Annotated in this window: 12 protein-coding genes and 4 pseudogenes; 6 read left to right on the top strand and 10 right to left on the bottom strand. The window is 65.2% G+C overall.

What is annotated here, in order from left to right; genetic code table 11:
• Window positions 1-2: 2 nt before the first annotated feature.
• The 3 genes from QP164_RS03860 to QP164_RS03850 all read left to right on the top strand — a co-directional run bounded on the left by QP164_RS03860 (window position 3) and on the right by QP164_RS03850 (window position 2,684).
• Window positions 3-830 (top strand): HpcH/HpaI aldolase/citrate lyase family protein, encoded by an 828-nt coding sequence (locus tag QP164_RS03860; RefSeq protein WP_333922200.1) that lies wholly within the window; start codon window positions 3-5, stop codon window positions 828-830.
• A 304-nt stretch (window positions 831-1,134) separates the two neighbouring features.
• Window positions 1,135-2,028, top strand: coding sequence for a hypothetical protein (locus tag QP164_RS03855; protein WP_333922199.1), 894 nt, complete (start codon window positions 1,135-1,137; stop codon window positions 2,026-2,028).
• Window positions 1,986-2,684 (top strand): hypothetical protein, encoded by a 699-nt coding sequence (locus QP164_RS03850; protein WP_333922198.1) that lies wholly within the window; start codon window positions 1,986-1,988, stop codon window positions 2,682-2,684. Before QP164_RS03855 ends, QP164_RS03850 begins: the two co-directional genes overlap by 43 nt.
• An 844-nt stretch (window positions 2,685-3,528) precedes the next feature.
• Here the strand turns inward: QP164_RS03850 and QP164_RS03845 are convergent.
• The 9 genes and pseudogenes from QP164_RS03845 to QP164_RS03805 all read right to left on the bottom strand — a co-directional run bounded on the left by QP164_RS03845 (window position 3,529) and on the right by QP164_RS03805 (window position 15,825).
• The gene (locus QP164_RS03845) at window positions 3,529-3,945 is read right to left on the bottom strand and encodes a hypothetical protein (RefSeq protein ID WP_333922197.1); all 417 of its coding nucleotides are present in this window, start codon (window positions 3,943-3,945) and stop codon (window positions 3,529-3,531) included.
• 325 nt (window positions 3,946-4,270) lie between these two features.
• A complete protein-coding gene (locus QP164_RS03840; protein ID WP_333922196.1) occupies window positions 4,271-7,132 on the bottom strand; it encodes a TonB-dependent receptor in 2,862 nt (953 codons plus the stop codon).
• Window positions 7,133-7,244: 112 nt separating this feature from the next.
• A complete protein-coding gene (locus QP164_RS03835; RefSeq protein WP_333924175.1) occupies window positions 7,245-8,594 on the bottom strand; it encodes a glycoside hydrolase family 27 protein in 1,350 nt (449 codons plus the stop codon).
• Window positions 8,591-9,625, bottom strand: a pseudogene (locus tag QP164_RS03830) (glycoside hydrolase family 43 protein); the annotation flags it as partial. The pseudogene QP164_RS03830 and the gene QP164_RS03835, both read right to left, overlap by 4 nt.
• Window positions 9,622-10,664: pseudogene (locus QP164_RS03825) on the bottom strand (arabinan endo-1,5-alpha-L-arabinosidase). The pseudogenes QP164_RS03825 and QP164_RS03830, both read right to left, overlap by 4 nt.
• A gap of 51 nt (window positions 10,665-10,715) precedes the next feature.
• Window positions 10,716-12,290: an alpha-N-arabinofuranosidase gene (locus QP164_RS03820; RefSeq protein WP_333922195.1), complete on the bottom strand. Its 1,575-nt coding sequence runs from the start codon at window positions 12,288-12,290 to the stop codon at window positions 10,716-10,718.
• Window positions 12,291-12,297: 7 nt separating this feature from the next.
• Entirely contained in the window at window positions 12,298-13,224 is a 927-nt protein-coding gene (locus QP164_RS03815; protein ID WP_333922194.1) for a Gfo/Idh/MocA family protein, read from the bottom strand.
• A 2-nt stretch (window positions 13,225-13,226) separates the two neighbouring features.
• On the bottom strand, window positions 13,227-14,219 hold the full coding sequence (gene araD1, locus QP164_RS03810) for an AraD1 family protein (protein ID WP_333922193.1): 993 nt from the start codon (window positions 14,217-14,219) through the stop codon (window positions 13,227-13,229).
• 56 nt (window positions 14,220-14,275) lie between these two features.
• Window positions 14,276-15,825: pseudogene (locus QP164_RS03805) on the bottom strand (aldehyde dehydrogenase (NADP(+))).
• Window positions 15,826-15,933: 108 nt separating this feature from the next.
• On the opposite strand from QP164_RS03805, the pseudogene QP164_RS03800 reads away from it, so the two are divergent.
• Window positions 15,934-16,706 (top strand): annotated as a pseudogene (locus tag QP164_RS03800) (FadR/GntR family transcriptional regulator).
• A 65-nt stretch (window positions 16,707-16,771) separates the two neighbouring features.
• Here QP164_RS03800 and QP164_RS03795 read toward each other — a convergent pair.
• A complete protein-coding gene (locus QP164_RS03795; RefSeq protein ID WP_443027472.1) occupies window positions 16,772-18,082 on the bottom strand; it encodes a sugar MFS transporter in 1,311 nt (436 codons plus the stop codon).
• Between the two features lie 155 nt (window positions 18,083-18,237).
• Here QP164_RS03795 and QP164_RS03790 point away from each other — a divergent pair, with 155 nt between their 5' ends.
• Window positions 18,238-19,383 carry an aldose epimerase family protein gene (locus tag QP164_RS03790; protein ID WP_332756553.1) on the top strand — a complete coding sequence of 382 codons (1,146 nt, stop codon included), beginning with the start codon at window positions 18,238-18,240 and terminating at the stop codon, window positions 19,381-19,383.
• 31 nt (window positions 19,384-19,414) lie between these two features.
• The gene (locus QP164_RS03785; RefSeq protein WP_333922192.1) at window positions 19,415-21,205 is read left to right on the top strand and encodes an IlvD/Edd family dehydratase; all 1,791 of its coding nucleotides are present in this window, start codon (window positions 19,415-19,417) and stop codon (window positions 21,203-21,205) included.

Raw genomic sequence — 21,205 nt, 5'->3', positions numbered from 1 at the left:
TCATGACCATTGCCGCCCGCAGTATCCTGTTCGTCCCCGGCGATCGTGCCGAGCGTTTCGAAAAGGCGCGCGCGAGCGGCGCGGATATGGTGGTGATCGATCTCGAAGACGCGGTCCTCCCCGACCGCAAAGCCGCCGCGCGCGATACGATCCACGATGCGCTCGCGGCCCGGACAGAACCGCGCTTCTTCGTGCGCGTCAACAGTCTGGATACCGAGTGGCATGCTGACGACGTGCGTGCGCTTGCAAACTTGCCGGGCGTCGCGGGGCTAATGCTGCCCAAGGCCGAGCGTGCATCGGACTTTATCGCGATGCACGAGGTCGCCGGTGGCAAGCCGCTCCATGCGCTGGTCGAGACCGTTGCGGCGATCCTCAACCTTGCTGACCTCGTCACCGCGCCTGGACTCGCCCGCCTATCGTTCGGCACGGTGGATTTTCAGGCCGACGCCGGGATCGACGGCGATGGCGCGGAGATCGACCATGTCCGCACCCAGATCGTCCTTCACTCGCGCAGCGCAAGCCTTGCCGCACCGGTGGACGGCGTCTCGACCGACCTCACCGACGACGCGGGGCTGGCCCGCGACACCGACCACGCCCGGCGCTTCGGGTTCGGCGGAAAACTCTGTGTCCATCCACGACAGGTTGGGATCGTCAACACGGCATTCCTGCCGTCCGACGCCGACGTGGACTGGGCCACCCGCGTGGTTGCCGCTATCGATGGCGCGTTCGGTGCGGTTGCGGTCGACGGCAAACTGATCGACAAACCCGTCGTCGATCGCGCTCGGCGACTTCTTGATACTTATTCGGCATTTACGGCTACGCGAAAGTAAGAGTCCGCTAGGTTTGCTTTTAAATATGGGGTTGGCTCAAGGACATAGATACCATCATTTTGAGTGACATCTCAGCAGTTAGCGCAAGCCATAATGATCCACTTCCAGACACTCGTGGCCTCCAGCGCCCTCCCCACCTTCGGACGTTCGTTCAGCCTGAGCACGGATCGTTGTTGCCCTCCCATTCGGTGAGGCGAAGGTGTAGTAGGGCCGTTCGGAGAAAGGCTGCCGCCGGATGGTACGATATTCATCGCTATTAGGCGTCGCACTGCTTGCGCTCGCGCCCATCCAAGCGGGCGCGGACATGACGGCGACTTACCAGCGGCCGGGTGCGGTAAACACAGCAGGCGCACTCACCATAAAGGTCGCGTCAAACGGCGACGTTCGAGCCGGAAACGACGATCGCGGCTACTATCTCTGGACCAACGGCAAGGGTTACGATGTCAGACCCGGGCCGGGCGGCCCGACGGTCATCCGGACTGCGGACACCGCTGCGGCTCGCGCGGGCATACGTCCCGCGTCGGAGATCATGCAACCTTGGCTGCCGGTCGACACAGTGTCGATCAACGGCCGGAAGGGCACCCGCTACTTCATCAGCGGTGCCAGCCACAATCCCGGTGCCATGCCGCTGGTCATCAGCCGCGATCCTTCGCTGGCAATTCTCGCGGCCGGCCACCGGCGCCTCGTGGCCATGCAGGAGAGCAGCTTCCCGGGCGCCGACAGTCCGGAGCGCGTCAGCTTCCGCGAGGTGATCGCGCAGCGTGCTCCGATCGACCTCCTCGGCTCGCAACTGGTCTCGATCAGCACCGCCGCCATCCCATCGACGCGCTTCCGTGTTCCGGCCGCCCCTGTGGCCGCCGCAGCCGTGCGCAAGCATCAAGCGGCAGTGCGCGCAGCGACGAACCCTGCCGCCCCCACTCCGGAGGATATGCTGCACAGACAGGACCGCTTCATCAAGCGAGCGGTCTGGGCCTCTGATCGCCTTTGGCTGCTTACAGAGCGCGGCACGCTCTCGAGCGTCGCACCAGGGAGACCAACCGCCGTACCGAGACGACGCCCGGACCGGCGGCCGACATCTGCGTCGCGGGCGCCGCACTGGTCATCCTCGGCGTGGATGGCCAGCTGTCCCGCCTCGAGGATCGTTCCTGGCACGCGATGCAACGCCTGGACCTCAACGGGGAAGCGGTTCAGGCTCTGAGCTGCACCGACCAGCGTGTGATTGCTGTGAGCCGGAGCCGCCTCGTCGTCAGCGCGGGCGGGCAGCAGCGCACCGTCGGCCTCTCGACGCCGCTCATCGGTCCCATCGTACGAACAGCGCCCTTCGATACAGGCACGACCCTGTTGCTGGGGCTCGCGAAGGGAGAGTGGGGTGGCGGCCTCGAGCGCATCGATACAAGTACTGGCGTGGTCAGTGAAGTCCCCGGACTCGGCGGCCCGATCAACGGCGTGGGACCCGAACCTGGCCGCCCGGGCTGCGTCGTGGCCACCGTCGGCCTAGTTCACTTCTTTCCCAGCGGACAGGTGGTCGAGGCGTGCGGCGACAAGGTCCGACGCCTCTACTACAAACCATACACAATGCAGAAGAGCTGGCCTGCCGATCCACCGAAACTCCCTTTTGAGACAGTGCCCTTCTACGCACTGACGGCGGCGGCCGATGGCTTGTGGCTAGCGGGTGGAGATGGGCTCTACGCGATCACCGCCAGCCGCCCGATCACTTTTAAAATAATGCCACCCTTCGAGCAAATCGACGGAGTGGATGTAAGCTTTGCCGTACCCGGCCTGGCTCTGGTGCGCACTGACATCGACGCCCATGTCTCGCTTGGCGGCGGTGCGCCCCTCCTTGTCGCCCGCTGAATCACCGCTTCTGCGAACTGGACCCATAATCGGTTATTCGGAGCTCCCGTGCCGCCTCCCGGTTTCGGCCTTGCGTTAAACTAACAAATGGCGGCTCACCGCGCCCGGATGGGGTGAATAAGCGGTGTGGATGGAGAAAGCGGAGGTTCGTTATTCCGCTACCTCGAGCCGTATTGCCGCGCCGTCAGCCACCTATGCGCTAAAGCGGATCGCCACTACACTCGACACGGCGAGCGGCAAGATTTGAGGGGCACGCGATGATTTATGAGGTTTTGTCGGCGGCTACAGGAGCTGCCATTTTGGCTTCTGGATCAGCGAGCCCGCCGCAATGTGTAGTTTCAGGTTCCTACGTCCTAGACGGCGGACGAAGCGACAACGTCGAACGAGCGATCGCGAGCGCTACCGCCGGCCTTCCCAACACCGACTATTTCTCACGCAGGCTGCGGAAGGCTAACATAGCTGTCGATGGAATTCGGATTAGAATCTCGAGTCCACCAGGCGGGTTCTCGATCAAATATGAAACCAGGCCGCTGATCCTTGTTTCGACAAGCGGAGAGCTGACTCAGTGGAAGCTCAACGACGGGCAGGTTTTTGACGTGTCCGCGAAAGCGAGCGGTGACGCTGTTTTGATAACGTTCCGTGCGCCCGACAACGAGCGCACCACAGTGTATCGAGTAGTGGGGCCGGACTTTGTGGAAGAGACTATGATCACAAGTCCTCGTCTCCCCAAACCGCTTCACTATAAGCTCACCTATAAGGAAGCGAAATGCTAGGATTTACGAGCTAGGCTCCCTGTTGAATAGCCACTGAGCCTTTGTCGTTTCATGACTGCCCAGGCTGGCCCCTATGATCGCCCCAGCGTCAACTTTCTCGAATGGTCTCGTGCAAGGCTGGCGTTGAGCACCGTGCCCAGCACCGCGGTTCCAAGAGTGCTACCGAGATTGCGGGCAAAAAGATTTGAGGCTGTGGCAGCACCACGTTCCGTCCGCCCGCCACTATCTTGGATGAGCACGATCGCTGCAGTGCTCGGAAAGCCCGTCCCGAAACCCATGGTCAGCGAACCGAGACCAGCCACCAGAGGCGGTGTGATGGGTGAAGGCGGCACGAACGGTATAACTCCAACTGGCAGTAGTGCGGCACCGAAAACCAGGATCCGTGGCAGACCAAACCGAGCCAAGTCACGGGCACGAAGCGTTGGCGCAACGTTCAGGCTGGCATAGGGTTGACGCTGCCGGCCGACGTCGTCGATGAACTCGGCCAAGATATACCCGTCCGCCCCCAGATCGCGCTGATGCGCGCGGTTCAGCGACCAACGATGATGATAGACCGCATCGAACTTCGGATCGGCGGATTCGAAAAAGGGGATGCGGTTTTCATATCACGGCGCTGTTGGCAAACCGCGCGCGGGCTATGCGGTGCATGTCGCGGGCGGCGGAGGGCGCCGCAGCAGGGGACTCTGCCACCGATGGCGCAACGATCCCCAACACTAAGCGAGACGGAAGATCGGCCTGACGATCAGGCGACCGATCATATCCCCTTATCCTTCGAATGGACGGCAGCGGTTTTATCGCCGCTGCCCGCCATCATCATTTGAACGTATAGCGTGCCCCTACCGCGAACGTACGGCTCAGTAGCGTCGTCCCCAGATTGAAGCGGTCGGGGCCGCCGACATCCTCGAACTTGTAATAGGTCTGCTGCTTCGCCTTTAGGAGGTTCACCGCATCGAAGGTGAAACCGAGACGATCGGTCGCGTTCAGCGTCAGCTGGAGATCGAGGCTCTTCTCCGGATTGCGCCAGACGCCGATCGGATTGGCGAACAGCCGCGCTTCGTTGTTGGCGAGGAACGCCTTGCGCCAGATGTACGACAGACGCGCCCCGACCGGCCCGCGATCATACGCCAAGGTCGCATTGTACGACAGGTCCGACACCCCGAAGAACGGCGACGACGCCTGCCCCGTGGTGTTGCCGGCCGCATCCGACAGCGGGATGTTCTGCTTCGAGTCGAGTACGGTCAGGCTGCCCTGGAAACCCAGCCCCTTCAGCACGCTAGGCAGATAATCCGGGAAATAGGTCAGGCCGAGTTCGACGCCTTTGAGCACGCCGTTCGAAGCGTTGACCGGCCGCGTGATCGCGAACGAGTTCGTGGCGCCGGCGACGATCCCGTTGTTCAGGATGGTCTCGCGCACCGTCAGCGGCACGACCAGCCCGTCGACCTCGCGGCGGAAGCCCGTCACGAAGATCGCGCTGTTGCGATCGAAATACCACTCGACTGCGACGTCGTAATTCTTCGAGTGAGTCGGCTTCAGCGTCGCGGTGCCTGCGCTGCCGCTGCCATAGCCGACATTGGTCAGATCGCCGACCAGATTGTAATTCGGGTTGATGTCCGTGAAGTTCGGCCGGCGCAACGTCTGGCCATAGTTGAACCGCACGCGCAGCTTGTCGGTCAGTTCGTAGCGCGCGGTGAAGCTTGGCAACCACCGCTGCGATCCGGTCGACACGAAGGTCTGCGCGCCGTTGTTGTAGCGATCGAAGAAATTGTAGTCAGTATCGACCGTGATGTGCCGCACGCCGGCCTGAAGCTTCAGCGGCCGCCCGAAGATCGAGACTTCGCCGTCGGCCTGGATATAGGCGGCGAGCGTGGTCTCATCGATGTCGAACACGCGTTGCAGCGACAGCTGGTCGGACGTCTTCAGCCCGTAGAGACCACGCACGGTGTCGGCATTGTCGTGCAGCCAATAGCCGCTCGGCAGCACCCAACTGCTCGGGGAATCGCTCTTGCCGTCGAAGAAGCCGGAATTGGTGAACAGCGCCTCGGACGGCAGCGTCGAGAGACTGCGCCCCAGACCGCCTGCATCCTGCGTCCGCACCGACGTCGAGGCCTTGCGGTTGTCGTAGCGGAAGCCCGCCTTGACCTGGCGAAGGAAACCTTCGTCCCAGCCGTAATAGCCGTCGAGCGTGCCGGTCAGCGCGCTGCCCTTGTCGCGATTGGCGTTGTCGTAAAATTGGGCGATGTTCCACTGCGCCGGGTCGGTCAACAGGGCGTCGTTGTCGAAATGGTACGACGGGATGCCGCCACCCGCATTGAAGTCGACGTTGATCTGGTTGGCGGTGCGTTCGGTCCGCATCGCGGTGAACGAACTCGTCACCTTGCTGGTCTGATAGGCGACGTCGCCGATGATCTTGCCGTGCGAGCCAACGTCCCATTTGCCGTTCAGCGCATAGACGAAACTGTCGGTCTTCGACTGGTTGTAGTCGCCGCTATTGAAGCCGTAGACGCTGTTGGCGGTGCGGGTCTTGACGATGTTGGTACCGTCGTAAAGCCCGACCGGCTGCGGATTGGCCCAAAAGTCGACGAAGCTGAACTGGAGGCTGTTGAACGTCTCGCCGCGGAAGCCCGCATAGAACACTTCGGCGGTGTAGACCGAGCTGCTGTTGGGCGCCCATTGCAGAGCGATGTTCGCCGAGGGCCGCTCGCGCTTGCCGTACAGATCCGAGCTGAAGATCGCATCGCGCGAGAGGTAATACGGCGTCTGTACGCCGTTGATGTTGAGCGTCGAGCCCGGCGCGGTCGCAAGCCCGCGGTCGAGGCCGGGTGTCCAATTCTCGTTGTTCGCACCCGGGAAGATGCGCTCCAGCGGTGCGAGGCCGGACCCGGCCGGCGGGGTTTCGGTCGCGAACGGCACCAGTGCGCCCGCCGTGATCGTCTGGTCGCGGTATTTGGTGCGCGTATAGCTGCCGTTTACCAGGATACCGATATCGCCGATCCCGGTCTCCCAGCGATCGCTGACCAGCAGCGCGACGTTCGGGTTATAGGTGTCTGCCTGCTCGTTATAGATCCCGCGTGCGAGGCCCGAGATTGCGAAGCCGTCGAAATCGAACGGACGACGCGTAGCGACGTCGATCTGGCCGGCGAGACCCGTCTCAATTTGCTCCGCAGCGCGCGTCTTGTAGACATCGACCTGCTTGACGAGGTTGGCGGAGATATCCTGCAACGCGAACGCCTGCCCCGCCGCGGTGAAGATGTTGCGGCCGTTGAGCGTGGTCAGCGCATCGGGAAGCCCGCGGATCGAGATCGCCGCCGCTTCGCCACCGGTCCGGTTAGTCACCTGGACGCCAGTAACGCGCTGCAGCGCCTCAACGACGTTGTTGTCGGGCAGCTTGCCGACATCTTCGGAGACGATCGAGTCGACGATCTGGGTCGAGGCCTTGCGGACGTTCAGCGCGCCGACGATCGAGGCGCGGACGCCGGTGACGACGATGTCCTGGTCGGTCTGATCCGCTGTCGGGACGTCCTGGGTCGTGGCGGCATCGGTTCGGGCGGGCGTTCCGGTCGCCGGGACGTCGGTGCGATCCTGCGGCGTGGTAGCGATGGCCTGCGCGGAGGCCGGGGTGCCGAGCGTAAGCGCTACGATCGATGCGGAACACAGAATTAACGGTTTTATCGCCATGCGGCCTCTCCCTAACGCGTCCGGTCGGCCTTGTTATCGGCTCGTTATTACTCCGACATTCGCTAAAAGCAGATGAGCCCCAATGCAAGAGCTAATTTACGCGCCGACCGTATCAGCCGGACCTGAGCCGATACAGCGCGGCACCATGCGATGGTACATCCTGCGTCAGGATGCCCGAGGCCGTTGCCAGATCATGACGGGCCCATAGGTCGCGGACCCCGACGTGTCCCTTCAGCCCGATCATATCGAGCCTAACCTGCACGAGCTTCGTCGTTTTGTCTGTGTTGAACAGCGCGAGATAACGATCGTTCGAGCGCGGCATACGGGCCGACCACATCCGAACGCCATCTTCGACGAAGTGCGGCTGGTTGTCGTAACTCGCCTGGTTGACCGCGATGACTTCGGGGTTGGTGAGAAGGTCGAGCGTCGGGCGGTCGAGATGGCGCAGGTCACCGCCCATGATCAGCGGCGAACGCGCGATCGACCACAGGGTCATCAGCGTGCGCTGTTCGTCGGGCGTGAACTTGGTGTCGCGCGCGCCGAGCGCGAGGCGCCCGAGCGGGAGCATGTCCGCATCGGGCCAGCCACCGGGCACGCGGTGTGCGTTCCAGTTCTCCAGCCGGGTGAACTGCGCTTCGAGCAGCGGCCATTCGTCCCAGAAATCGTCGCTGATCCGCCACATCTGCGCATACCGGCGGACGTGATCGGCGCGGGATACCGGCGTTTCGCCGGGCGACAGGCTGAGGATGATCGGGCGCCTAGTCGCGACGATCGCGGCGTGTGCGGCCTCGATCTCGGGAGCATGTGCGTCGTACGGGCGGCTCATGTCGTCCATCTTGATCAGGTCGACGCCCCAGGTTGCGTAGAGCGCGAACACGCTGTCGTAATAGGCCTGCGCGCCGGGCTTGCGCATGTCGACGCCGTACATGTCCGGGTTCCAGGCACAGATGCTGGCGGTGTCGGCGATGTCGCGCGCGTGGTACTTGGTCCCGAACACCGGCAGGTTGCGCTCCACCGCCAGCCGCGGAATACCGCGCATCAGGTGGATGCCGAACCGCAGGCCGAGCGCGTGCACCCGGTCGGCGAGCGGGCGGAAGCCCTTGCCGCTGGCGCTCGACGGAAACCGGTTTGGCGCGGGCAGCAACCGGCCATAGCCGTCCATCGCCGGTGTCGGCTTGGTCGCGTAGGTGTAGCTAGTCGCCCCCGGCTCGTACCACTGGATATCGACGGTGAAGATATCATAGCCCGACGGCAGCAGCTTCTCGGCCATGATCGTCGCAGTCTCGATCGCCTGCGCCTCGGTGATCGTCGTCGCGAAGCTGTTCCAGCTGTTCCAGCCCATCGGCGGGGTCGGCGCCAACAGCTTCGAGCTCGCGCTCCTGCCCGCGCCTATCGCGGCCGCGGGTACCGCTGCGGCTCCCGCGGCGAGGAACGTCCGCCGATCGAAGCCGCTCACCGCAATGGGCCGTTGGCAACCGGTTCGCCGAAATCGGGGGTGCCGTCGGGCTTGTACGTGAACCGTTGAACGCGGGTGTGGCGGTTGGGATCGAACAGCGGATCGCCCTTGATCGCCTCATAGTCACGCGCGTGATAGACCAGGATGTCGCGGCTGCGCTCGTCGACGGTGAAGCTGTTGTGGCCCGGCCCGAAGACCTTGTGCGCGGGCGACGACTTGAACACCGGCTGCGGCGATTTCGTCCAGGCTGCCGGGTCCATGATGTCGGCATCGTCGCGCGCGGTCAGCATGCCCATGCAATAGCGCGCGTCGGTCGCACTCGCCGAATAGGTCATGAACAGCTTGCCGTTGCGCGCCAGCAGTGCGGGCGCCTCGGCGACCTTGAAGCCGCGGATCTCCCAATCGAGCGTCGGCACCGCCAGCCGCGCGGGCTTCGCCGCCAGCGTCAGCGGGGTGGCGAGCGGTGCCAGATAGAGGTTGCTGTTGGTCTCGATCCCCGGCTCGCGCTGGGCCCAGGCGAGATAGCGCGTGCCGCGGTGGACGAAGCTGGTGGAGTCGAGCGTGAAGCTGTCCCACGGCGTCGTCAATTGCCCCAGCACGGTCCAGGTACCGGTCATTGCGTCGGGTCCGTCGCAGACCACCGCGAAGGTGCGGATGCGGAACACGTCCTCGCCGCCGCCGCTGGGGCCTGCCGCGAAATACATGACCCAGCGCCCGTCGATCAGGTGCAGTTCGGGCGCCCAGAGGAAGCCGGACATCGGCCCGGTCTTCTCGTGCCGCCACAACACGCGCTCATTGGCGGTCGACAGCCCTGCCAGCGTGCGCGAGCGGCGCAGCACGAGCCGATCGTATTCGGGTACCGAGCCGGTCATGTAGTAATAGCCGTCGGTGTGCAGGAAGACCTGCGCATCGGCGCGCTGGCGGACCAGTGGGTTGACCGGCACCGGCGCCTTGGCCGCGACCCGTGCGAGCGCACCGCTAGCAGTCGCCGCGCCGGCACCGGCCAGGAACAACCGTCGTGTGAAATCCATCGTCATGGTCGATTCTCCGCAACTGGCCAGCCATCCGCACCCCAGGCGATCGGTGCGATGCGCAACGTCGGGGTGCCTTTGGTCTGGGAATCATAGGCATGGTAGACGACATAGTCCTTGCCGTCGGTGTCGTGCATCACGCCGGGGTGGCCGGGGCCGCGATAGCGCTGCTTTTCCTGGAGGTCGGCGCGCAGGAAGATCGTCCCCCCGCCCTGCATCATCGCGCTGCCGTCCTTGCCGAGATAGGGCCCGGTAATCGCCTTCGATCGGCCGACGACGGTGTAATAGGTGCTGTTCACGCCCTTGCAGCAATAGTCGTAGCTCGTGAGCAGCCAGTAGTAGCCGCCATGGCCGATGATGAACGGCGCCTCGACCGGAGCGGGTCCGCCGGCGGGTGCGGGACGGCGGGCGATCGCATGGGGCTTCTCATTCGGGTCGAGCAGCTTGCCGGTCTTGGGGTTCAGCGCGAACAGCTTTAGGCCCGTCCAGAAGCTGCCGAGCGACAGCCATTCGCGGCCCTGCGCATCGACGACGTGGTTGGGATCGATCGCGTTGAAATCGTCCGAATGCGTGGACATCACCACCAGCCCCTCGTCGCGCCAGCCATAGCCGGGCGCCTTGGGGTCGAGCGTCGGGCTGGTCGCCAGCCCGATCGCCGAGCGGTTCGAGCCGAACGTCGAGACCGAATAATAGAGCCGGTAGCGCCCGTCTGCGCTGCGCGAAATGTCGGGCGCCCACATGCCTTTGGTGCCCGGCACCGCCTTGGTCGCCCAGTCGGGCAGGCGCGTCAGCGGCGGCGTGCCGGCGGTCCAGTGGACCAGATCGGGGGACGTGCGCGCGCTCAACATCTGGCCGTCGAGCCCGGTGCCATAGACGTAATAGATATTGCCCGCGCGGATCATCACCGGGTCGTGGACCGGCGCGATGTCGCCCGTCAGGCTAGCGTTGAGGCCCCCGCGTGCACGGGGGTATCCGCGGTTTGCGCCACCACGCTACTGGCCAGCGTCAGCGCGATCAGTCCGGTCGCCCATCTTGGTGCGGCCATCGTCTCTCTCCCGGTAGGTGCGCCCGCCGGTTGGTCCGGCGGGCGTCACGATCATTTCAGTTCGAGCATCACCACCGACATCGGCGGCAGCGTCACAGACAGAGTGCCGCCGCTCAGCCGCGCGCCGTTGAACGCCGTCGGCGCGACCGCATTGGGTGCCTCGAAAGTGTTGAGCGCGGTCATCGTCGGCGCGGTCAGCACCTGCCCGGTGACGGTTTGCGCGGTCACGCCCGTCAGCGCAGCCGACACACTCGTTGGCTTGTTCGGATCGAGGTTCGAGAGCGCGATCCGCACCACGCCGTCCTTGCCGCGCACGGCCGACGCGCTGACCGACGGCATCGTCCACTGGTCCTTGTTGTACCAGGGCGACTTGATGTCGATCGGCAGGACAGTGCCATCCATGTACGGCTTGTACATCGCGAACACGTGGTAGGTCGGCGTCAGTACCATCTTGCTGCCGTCGGTCAGGATCATCGCCTGCAGCACGTTCACCATCTGCGCGATCGCGGTCATCTTCACTCGGTCGGCATGCTTGGCAAAGATGTTGAGGTTGATCGCGGTAACCAGCGCGTCACGCAGCGTGTTCTGCTGACGCAGGAAACCGGGGTTGGTGCCCGGATCGCCGGCATACCACGTGCCCCATTCGTCGACCGCGAGCCACATCGTCTTCTTCGGATCGACCTTGTCCATGATCGCCGAATGCTTGGTGATCAGCTCGTCCATCCTGAGCGTCTCGGACAGCGTCTCGGCCCAGCCGCGCTCGTCGAACACGGTCGCGGACGCACGCGGTGGCCAGCCGCCGGGGATCGTATAGTAATGCAGCGACAGCGCATCGACCTTGCCGACCAGCTCGCGCGCCATCGTCTCGGTCCAGTTATAGTCGTCGACGTTGGCGCCGCTCGCGATCTTCATCACGCGCGTGTCCTTGGGCGCCTTGATGAAGGTGGCGTAGCGCCGCGTCACGTCGGCGGCATATTCCGCGCGCATGTTGCCGCCACAGCCCCACAGCTCGTTGCCGACGCCGAAATACGGCACTGCCCAGGGCGCCTTGTGGCCGTTCTTGGCGCGCTCGTCCGCCAGAGTACCGGCAGGCGAGGTCATGTATTCGACCCACTCCGCCATTTCCTGCGGCGTGCCGTTGCCGACGTTACCGGCGATATACGGCTCTGCGCCGAGCTGTCCGGCGAGGTCCATGAACTCGTGCGTGCCGACCGTGTTGGGCTCGGTCACGCCGCCCCAATGCGTGTTGATCTTGACCGGGCGCTTGGCCTTGGGGCCGATCCCCTCGCGCCAGTGATATTCATCGGCGAAGCAGCCGCCCGGCCAGCGCACGACCGGCACGCCGATCCCGCGCAGCGCGGTGACGACGTCGGTGCGGAAACCGCGGACGTTGGGGATCTTCGACTTCTCGCCGACCCACAGCCCGCCATAGATGCCGGTGCCGAGGTGCTCTGCGAACTGCGTGAAGATGCGGCGATCATAGGTCGGGCCAGGCGTGTCGGCGTGGACGGTCACGGTCGCCCCAGTCGAACTGGGTGCGGTGGCGGGCGCGTCGGTCTGCGCGGTGCCGATGCCGGCGGTCGACAGCAGCAGCGCGGCGGCGAGGCCCTTGAGAGTCCGGGTCATTTTTGCCTCAATCATCGAAAGCCTCCACGGAATTGCGGGTGCCGCGCAGGAACGCGTCGGCGACGAGGGTGAACGGGGTCGTATCGACTTCGCTTCGGCCGCCGCGGATCAGCGCGGCGAAGCGGGCGTAGAGGCCGGGATATTCCTCGTCGTCGTTATGCACGGTGCCGCTCGGCAGGGTGAGCACCGCGCCGCCCTTGGCGAGGCTGAGCGTGCCGGCGTCGGTCTCGACGGTGATGTCCCAGCTCTGCGGCCCGGTCTGGCGCCAGTCGAGATCCATGCCGATCGGCGTGCCCGAGGCGCTGCGAAAGGTCAGGTCGGCGGCGATCGGCGCGGCGCGGTTGGCGGGCGTCGACAGCGTCGCGGCGGTCAGGAAGAAGGGCTGCGGCAGGATCTCGGTCGCGATCGACAGCGCGTTGATGCCCGGATCGAACACGCCAAGACCACCCGGCTCCCAGATCCACGCCTGCCCCGGATGCCAGACGCGAACGTCCTCGCGCCAGACGATCGACACGCGTTCGATCGTGCGGTCGGCGAGCCACGCCTTGGCCGGCGCGACCCCCGCCGCGAACCGCGAATGCCAGCCGGCGAACAGGGTCGTTCCGGTCTCGGCTGCCTGGGCTTCGAGCGCATCGACTTCGGCGAGCGTCGCACCGGGCGGCTTTTCGAGGAAGACGTGCACGCGCTTGGCGAGCGCCATCGAGGCTAGCTCGTAGCGTACCTGCGGCGGGGTGCAGAGCGCGATCGCGCCGATCGCCGGACCGTCGGCGAGCAGCGACTCCAGCGACGTGAAGTTGGCAACGCCCTCGACGCCCGGATCGCGCGGGCTGACGCTGGCGACGAACTCGAAGTCGGCGTTGCCGGCGATCGACGGCAGATGCTGGTCGCGGGCGATCTTGCCCATGCCGACGACCGCGATTCTGATAGCGGCCATGCTCAGAGTGCCTTCACGACGACGGGCTGCGGTTCGGCCTTGGTCAGCGTGTTGCGCAAAGGCAGCGTGAACGGTGCGGCCTCGATCTCGAACACATCGCCTTCGCGCGTCGTCACGCCGTCGGCGAACGACAGCGTCGCGGTGCCGAAGAAATGGACGTGGACGTCGCCCGGACGGCGGAACAGATCGTATTTGAAATGATGCGCCTCGAGATTGGCGATGCTGTGCGACATGTTCGCCTCGCCCGACAGGAACGGCTTTTCCCACAGCAGCGCACCGTCGCGGTGGATGCGGCTCGCACCCTCGATATGCTGAGGCGGCGTGCCGACCAGCAGCTCGGGGCCAAGCGATGCCTGGCGCAGCTTCGAATGCGCGAGCCACAGATAGTTGTGGCGCTCGGTGACGTGATCGCTGAATTCGTTGGCGAGGCACAGGCCGAGGCGGAACGGCGTGCCGTCGGGACCGATCAGGTAGATCCCGGCAAGCTCGGGCTCCTCGCCGCCATCCTCGGCGAAATCGGGCATCGCGAACGCCGCACCCGGCGCGACGAGCCCCGAGCCATCGCCCTTGTAGAACCACTCGGGCTGCTGGCCGCGTGTCCCCGCTGCCGGCTTGCCGCCCTCGACGCCTTCGAGGAACATCCGCATCGAATCGGTCTGCTTCTCGGCGTCCGCGGCGGCGCGGTGCATCTTGTCGCGACCCTCGGCCGAACCGAGATGAGTCAGGCCGGTGCCGGTCATGATCAAATGGGCCGGATCGACATGATCGATCGGCGAAGTCAGGCGACCCGCGGCGAGTTCGGCAGCGATGTCGACGCTAGCGCCCGTTCCACAGGCCGCAACCGCGCCGGCGAGATCGCTACCGGCGGAAATCGCACGCTCGGCCAGCGCGCGAACGCTGTCGACCCCAGTGACGAACGCCGCCCCCTCGTTAGTGGCCGCGATCACCGAGCGCGTGCCATCGACGCCAACATGCTGCAACAGACGCAAAGTCATCAATTTCTCTCCTAGTCGGGACGCCGCTGTTACGGTTCGCCCCCGATATTTTCAGGTCAGTTGGCGGGAACGCCGTCGATCAGCCGCGGCGCGGTCGTGCCGTCACGCAACACCTCCGGCAGCAGTTCGGGTAGCAGATTCTGGTACGACACCGGCCGCAGGAACCGGTCGATCGCAAGGCTGCCGACCGAGGTCGTACGACCGTCCGACGTCGCCGGGAACGGACCGCCATGCACCATCGCATGCGCGACCTCGACACCGGTAGGCCAGCCGTTCGCGAGGATCCGTCCGGCCTTGCGCTCGAGCAGCGGGATCAGTCGCGACGCCTTGTCGGCATCAGCGTTGTCCATCTGGATCGTCGCAGTGAGCTGCCCCTCGGCGGCGCGCAGTACGGCGTGGAGTTCGTCCTCGCTCGTGCAGCGCACCAGCAACGACGACGCACCGAACACTTCATGGCCCAGCGCCTTGTCGCTCAGGAACTGTGCGGCGGTCGTCTCAAAGAACGCCGCCTGGCCCTGAGCCACGCCTTCGCCGGCCTTGCCACGTGCGATCTCGTTCACCGCGTCGTGGCTGGCAAGTGCGGCGATGCCCTGCTCGTAGGCGGCATGGATGCCGCTGGTGAGCATCGTCGCGGCAGGAGCCTCGGGCAATGCCGTTGCGGCAGCGGACACGAATGCGTCGAGCCCCTCGCCTTCGAGCGCGAGCACGAGACCGGGGTTGGTGCAGAACTGCCCCGCGCCCATCGTCAGCGACCCGACGAACGCCGTCCCCAGCGCCGCGCCGCGAGCCTTCAGGGCTTCGGGCAGCAGCACGACCGGGTTGATGCTCGACATCTCGGCATAGACCGGGATCGGAACTTCACGGGTCTGCGCCAGCTTGACGAGTGCAAGCCCCCTGCCCGCGAACCGGTGAAACCGACTGCGGCGATCCGGGGATCCTGCACCAGCGCGCTGCCGAGGTCGTTGCCGGGACCGACCAGATGCGAGAACACGCCCGCCGGCAATCCGCACGCAGCGACCGCAGCCTCGATCGCGCCAGCGACCATCGCGCCGGTCGCGGGATGCGCAGGATGCCCCTTCACAACGACCGGGCAACCGGCCGCCAGCGCCGACGCGGTGTCGCCACCGGCGGTCGAGAAGGCGAGCGGGAAATTGCTTGCGCCAAACACCGCGACCGGGCCGAGCGGTATCATCCGCAGCCGCAGGTCGGGACGCGGCAGCGGTGCGCGATCGGGCAGTGCCGGATCGATCCGCAGCCCCATCCAGCCGCCGCGACGGACGACGCCCGCGAACAGCTTGAGCTGGCCGACGGTGCGGCCGCGCTCGCCTTCCAGTCGTGCGCGCGGCAGGCCGCTTTCGCGCATCGCGGTGGCGATCAGGTCGTCGCCGAGCGCGACGATCTCTTCGCCGATCCGCTCGAGGAAATCGGCGCGCGCGTCGTTAGCGGTCGCGCGATATGCATCGAAGGCAGCGTCGGCGGCGGCGCAGGCGGCCTCGACGTCGGCTGGACCATGGATCGCGATCGGATTACCCACCGCAAGTCCGGTGGCGGCATCGATGGATCGAAACGCCGAACGCTCGGCTTGGCTCGCGCTTGTGTCTGACATAGTATCCACTCCCTATACTCCGACATATAAGCGGCGCCGGGCTTTGGCAATCTTTGTCGTTCCTCGATCGCACAGGGACTGTTAGGCCGTGCCCAGGGAGCAAGCGGTATGACGGAATTGGATTACATTGAGGAGCCTGCTGAGGGCGGTAACGACGATGAAACCCCGGTCGCCCGCGTTCCGCGCGGCACGGGTCGGCGCCTTCACGGTGCGGTCGCACACAAGCTCGGCACCGCAATATTGTCGGGGAGTATGCACCCGGCGACAAGCTGTCCGGCGAGGTCGAGTTCTCGAAAACGCTCGACGTGTCGCGTAGCGCCTACCGCGAGGCCGTCCAGGTCCTGACCGCCAAGGGACTGGTCGAAAGCCGTCCGAAGATCGGTACGCGCGTCCTGCCGCGAAGCCGGTGGAATCTGCTCGATCCCGACGTGCTGGCCTGGGCGTTTGCCGGCGAGCCCGACATCGCGTTCGTTCGCGGGCTGTTCGAATTGCGCGCGATCGTCGAGCCTGCGGCGGCAGCGCTTGCTGCGGAACGTCGCGAGCGGACCGACCGGAGGATTATGAAGGACGCGCTGGCGGCCATGCGTCGGCATACGCTGGCCACCGAAGCCGGACGCGCCGCCGATCGCGAGTTTCACGACGCGGTGCTGACGGCGACCCGTAACGATGCGCTGATCGTGCTGAGCGCGAGCATCGGTGCCGCCGTCAACTGGACGACGCAGTTCAAGCAGCGTGCGCGGGCCCTGCCCCGCAATCCCATTCCCGATCACATGCTGGTCTATGACGCGATCGCCGCGGGCGATGCGAACGGCGCCAGCGCGGCGATGCGGACGCTGGTCGACCTGGCGCTGGAGGATACGAAACTGGCGATGGCGCGCTGATCGCACGCCACCGCCGTATCATGGTCGACCGCTAGATCGGCGCCCCGGTCGTGGGGCGCCACACTTTAGGGAATGGCGACAGGATCGGGCACCGCGTCGGTCATGCGCGAGCCCCAGATCGCATAGAACAGGATGTAGAGTTCGCAAACCGCGGTCAGCAGGAACGAGATCTGCAATCCGTAGGTATCGGCGAGCCAGCCCTGGACGATCACCAACGCACCGCCTGCGATCGCCATGATCAACAGCCCTGAGCCCTCCTCGGTCAGCGGCCCGAGGCCGCGGATGCCGAGCGTGAAGATCGTCGGGAACATGATCGAGTGGAACAGCCCGACCGAGATCAGCGCCCACATCGCGACGTGGCCGGTGGTGAAGGTCGCGATCAGCATCACGACGAACGCACCGATGCTCGCCACCGCCAGCACGCGTTCGGCCGGGATCGTCCGCATGACGACGCTGCCGATCAACCGACCGACCATCATCCCGCCCCACAGGATAAACAGGTAATGCGAGGCCTGTTCGTGCGTCAGATTGCCGATCTGCGGTTGGCTGACGAAGTTGATGAACAGATTGGCGACGCCGATCTCGGCGATCAGGTAGATGAAGATCGCCGGGATGCCGAGCACGAGGTTGCGGTGCGACCAGAGCGACAGGCCCTTGCGATCCGCCTTCGCCGAGCGCTGCGTCGCAGTACCCATCGCCGGCAGCGGGAAGCGCGCGATAACGATCGCGAGCACCACCAGAACGCCCGCGACGATCAGGTACGGCAACACCACCGACTGTGCGTCGGCAAGCCGCTCGGCCGGGGTCAGCACCGCGGTCGATCCGGCAACCGCGGTCCCCGACGTCGAACGCCCGAGGATCAGATAGCCGCCGAACAACGGCGCCAGCGTCGCGCCAGCCGAGTTGAACGCCTGCACGAGGTTCAATCGCGACGACGCGGTCTCGGGAGGACCGACGACCGCGACATAAGGATTGGCCGCGACCTGCAGCAACGTGATGCCGCTGGCGATTACGAACAGAGCAAACAACGTGACGCCGTAGGACGGCAACCGCGCGGCGGGCACCATCATCAGCGCGCCGACCGCCATCAGGCCGAGCCCGAACACCATCGCGCGTTGATAGCCGACCCGCTCGATCAGCTTGGCGGACGGGATCGAGGCGAAGAAATAAGCGATGAACCAGACGCTCTCGATCAGCGTCGTCTGCGTATAGCTGAGGTCGAACACGCTGCGCAGGTGCGGCAGCAGCGTGTTGTTGATGACGGTGATGAAGCCCCACATGAAGAACAGGCTGGCGAGCAGCGTCAGCGCAGAGCGATAACTGGGACTGCCCACCGGCGGACCCTGTGTCGCTGCGTCCTCGACGGGCCGTCGCATCTCTATCGGCATCGCCATAATCGCTTACCCTCCGCGCCATGTCTGCGACTGAACGACAGTCTTTTACCGCATGGCTTGCTCAGAAATATATTGTCCGACTATATAGCCGAACAAGGCGCGTCAACGGCGTCGAGCGATTAAGGACGGGAACCGAAATGCGCGCAATCGAAAAAACGGGGATCATCGTGGCGGCCGTGCTGACGGCGTTGTCGACGCAGGCCGTGCAGGCGGCCTCCGCGAAGCGCGAATCGTTCGGCAAATTACCCAACGGCACCGCGATCGAAGCCGTCACGCTGACCGGCACCAATGGTGTTAGCGCGCGGATCATGACGCTCGGCGCGACGCTCCAGTCGTTGAACACACCCGATCGCAACGGCAGGACCGCCGACATCACGCTCGGCTACGACGATGCCGCAAGCTACGTCACCGCACCCAATTTCTGGGGCCAGACAATCGGCCGCTATGCCAACCGCATCGCCGGCGGTCGCTTCACACTCGACGGCAAGCCCTATCAGATCACGCTCAACGACAAGACCAACACGTTGCACGGCGGCACGGTCGGGTTCGACAAGCACATCTGGAAGATCGTGTCGGTCACCAATGGCGCGCAGGCGAAGGTCGTGATGACGCTGACCAGCCCGGCGGGCGACCAGGGCTACCCCGGCACGTTGGTGGCCAAGGTCACCTACGCGCTCGACGACAAGGGCGCGCTGACGATCGACTTCGACGCGACCAGCGACGCACCGACGATCGTCAACATGACCAACCACGCGCTGTTCGATCTGGCCGGCGAAGGTTCGGCGACCGGGATCTACGGCCAGCGGCTGACGATCCCAGCGCGGCGCTACACACCCGTCAATGCGACGCTGATCCCGACCGGCGAAATGAAGCCGGTTGCAGGCACCGTATTCGACTTTACTAAAGGCCGCGCGCTGTCCGACGGCATTCGCGACGGCCGCGATCCGCAGATCGTGATCGGCCACGGCTGGGACCATAATTTCGTGCTCGATAAGGGTGCGACGCCAGAGCCCGGCCTTGCCGCACGCGTGGAAGATCCAGCGTCGGGTCGCGTGCTCGAAGTGCTGACGACCGAGCCCGGCGTACAATTCTATTCGGGCAATTTCCTAGACGGGTCGCTGGTCGGCAAGTCGGGCCATGTCTACCGGATGGGCGACGGCCTCGCGCTCGAACCACAGAAGTTTCCCGACACGCCGAACCAGCCCGCGTTTGGCTCGGCGCGCGTCGATCCGGGCAAGCCCTATCACCACCGCATGATCTACCGCGTTTCCGTCGCCCGCTGATACCGGCCCCGACTTCCCAGAAAGCCTCTCGATGACCGACACACCAAAACTCCGAAGCCGCGCGTGGTTCGACAGCCCCGAGAATATCGACATGACCGCGCTCTATCTCGAGCGCTATTTGAACTTCGGGCTGAGCCTCGAGGAACTACGCTCGGGCAAGCCGATCATCGGCATCGCGCAAACCGGCAGCGATCTCTCGCCGTGCAACCGCCATCACCTCGTGTTGGCCGAACGCCTGCGCGAAGGCATCCGTGAAGCGGGCGGCATCGCGCTCGAATTCCCGGTCCACCCGATCCAGGAAACCGGCAAGCGCCCGACCGCCGGGCTCGACCGCAACCTCGCCTATCTGGCGCTGGTCGAGGTGCTCTACGGCTATCCGCTCGACGGCGTCGTGCTGACGATCGGCTGCGACAAGACCACGCCGGCGTGCCTGATGGCCGCCGCGACCGTCAACATCCCGGCGATCGCACTGTCCGTAGGCCCGATGCTCAACGGCTGGCACAAGGGCGAGCGGACTGGCTCGGGGACGATCGTGTGGAAGGCGCGCGAGCTGCTCGCGACCGGCGCGATCGACGACGAGGGCTTCATCAAGCTCGTCGCCTCGTCGGCACCATCAACGGGTTACTGCAACACGATGGGCACCGCGACGACGATGAATTCGCTCGCCGAGGCGCTCGGCATGCAGTTGCCCGGCTCGGCCGCGATCCCCGCGCCGTACCGTGACCGCCAGGAGGTCGCCTATCGCACCGGCAAGCGCATCGTCGACATGGTCGCCGCGGATCTCAAGCCCAGCGACATCCTGACCAAGGAGGCGTTCCACAACGCGATCGTCGTCAATTCGGCGATCGGCGGCTCGACCAACGCACCGATCCATCTCGCCGCGATCGCGCGCCACATCGGCGTCGACCTGCCGATCGACGACTGGCAGATTCACGGCCACAAGGTGCCGCTGATGGTCAATCTCCAGCCCGCCGGGGAATATCTCGGTGAGGATTATTACCATGCCGGCGGCGTCCCCGCGGTGGTCGCCGAACTGATGAAGCAGGGCCTGATCCACGAAGACGCGATGACCGCGAACGGCAAGTCGATCGGCGACAATTGCCGGACCGCGACGATCGAGGACGAGCGCGTTATCCGCCCGTTCGCGACGCCGTTGCTCCAGGATGCCGGCTTCATCGTGTTGCGCGGCAATTTGTTCGACTCGGCGATCATGAAGACCAGCGTGATCTCACCCGAATTCCGTGTACGGTATTTGTCGAACCCTGCCGATCCAGAGGCCTTCGAAGGCCCCGCCGTCGTGTTCGACGGCCCCGAGGATTATCACCACCGGATCGACGACCCCTCGCTCGGCATCACGACCGACACGTTGCTGTTCATGCGTGGCGCCGGCCCGATCGGCTATCCAGGCGCGGCCGAGGTCGTCAACATGCGTCCGCCGGCGTATCTGATCCGCGAGGGCGTCCATGCCCTCCCCTGCATCGGCGATGGCCGCCAGTCTGGCACGTCGGGCTCCCCCTCGATCCTCAACGCGTCACCCGAAGCGGCAGCGATGGGCGGCCTCGCGCTGATCCGCACCGGCGACCGGGTTCGCATCGATCTCGGCAAGGGCAGCGCCAACGTGCTGATTTCGGACGAGGATCTCGCCGAGCGCCGTGCCGCGCTGACCGAGGCTGGCGGCTATGCCTATCCGCGTTCGCAGACACCGTGGCAGGAAATCCAGCGCGCTACCGTCGGCCAGATGGAGACCGGCGCGATCCTCGAGGGTGCCGAGAAATACCAGCGTATCGCCCAGACCATGGGCCTGCCGCGCGACAATCACTGA

The sequence above is a fragment of the Sphingomonas sp. LR59 genome, from assembly GCF_036855945.1.
Classification (GTDB): Bacteria; Pseudomonadota; Alphaproteobacteria; order Sphingomonadales; family Sphingomonadaceae; genus Sphingomonas.
The sequence above is the reverse complement of the archived record's forward strand: the minus strand, read 5'-3'. Positions and strand labels throughout refer to the sequence as shown.

What these genes read in the sequence shown, in the direction of transcription:
- QP164_RS03855 (WP_333922199.1), top strand. Translation starts at nt 1,135, where the DNA reads ATGACGGCGACTTACCAGCGGCCGGGTGCGGTAAACACAGCAGGCGCA.
- QP164_RS03850 (WP_333922198.1), top strand. Translation starts at nt 1,986, where the DNA reads ATGCAACGCCTGGACCTCAACGGGGAAGCGGTTCAGGCTCTGAGCTGC.
- QP164_RS03790 (WP_332756553.1), top strand. Translation starts at nt 18,238, where the DNA reads ATGCGCGCAATCGAAAAAACGGGGATCATCGTGGCGGCCGTGCTGACG.
- QP164_RS03840 (WP_333922196.1), bottom strand. Translation starts at nt 7,132, where the DNA reads ATGGCGATAAAACCGTTAATTCTGTGTTCCGCATCGATCGTAGCGCTT.
- QP164_RS03795 (WP_443027472.1), bottom strand. Translation starts at nt 18,082, where the DNA reads ATGCGACGGCCCGTCGAGGACGCAGCGACACAGGGTCCGCCGGTGGGC.
- QP164_RS03815 (WP_333922194.1), bottom strand. Translation starts at nt 13,224, where the DNA reads ATGGCCGCTATCAGAATCGCGGTCGTCGGCATGGGCAAGATCGCCCGC.
- QP164_RS03820 (WP_333922195.1), bottom strand. Translation starts at nt 12,290, where the DNA reads ATGACCCGGACTCTCAAGGGCCTCGCCGCCGCGCTGCTGCTGTCGACC.
- QP164_RS03785 (WP_333922192.1), top strand. Translation starts at nt 19,415, where the DNA reads ATGACCGACACACCAAAACTCCGAAGCCGCGCGTGGTTCGACAGCCCC.
- araD1 (WP_333922193.1), bottom strand. Translation starts at nt 14,219, where the DNA reads ATGACTTTGCGTCTGTTGCAGCATGTTGGCGTCGATGGCACGCGCTCG.
- QP164_RS03860 (WP_333922200.1), top strand. Translation starts at nt 3, where the DNA reads ATGACCATTGCCGCCCGCAGTATCCTGTTCGTCCCCGGCGATCGTGCC.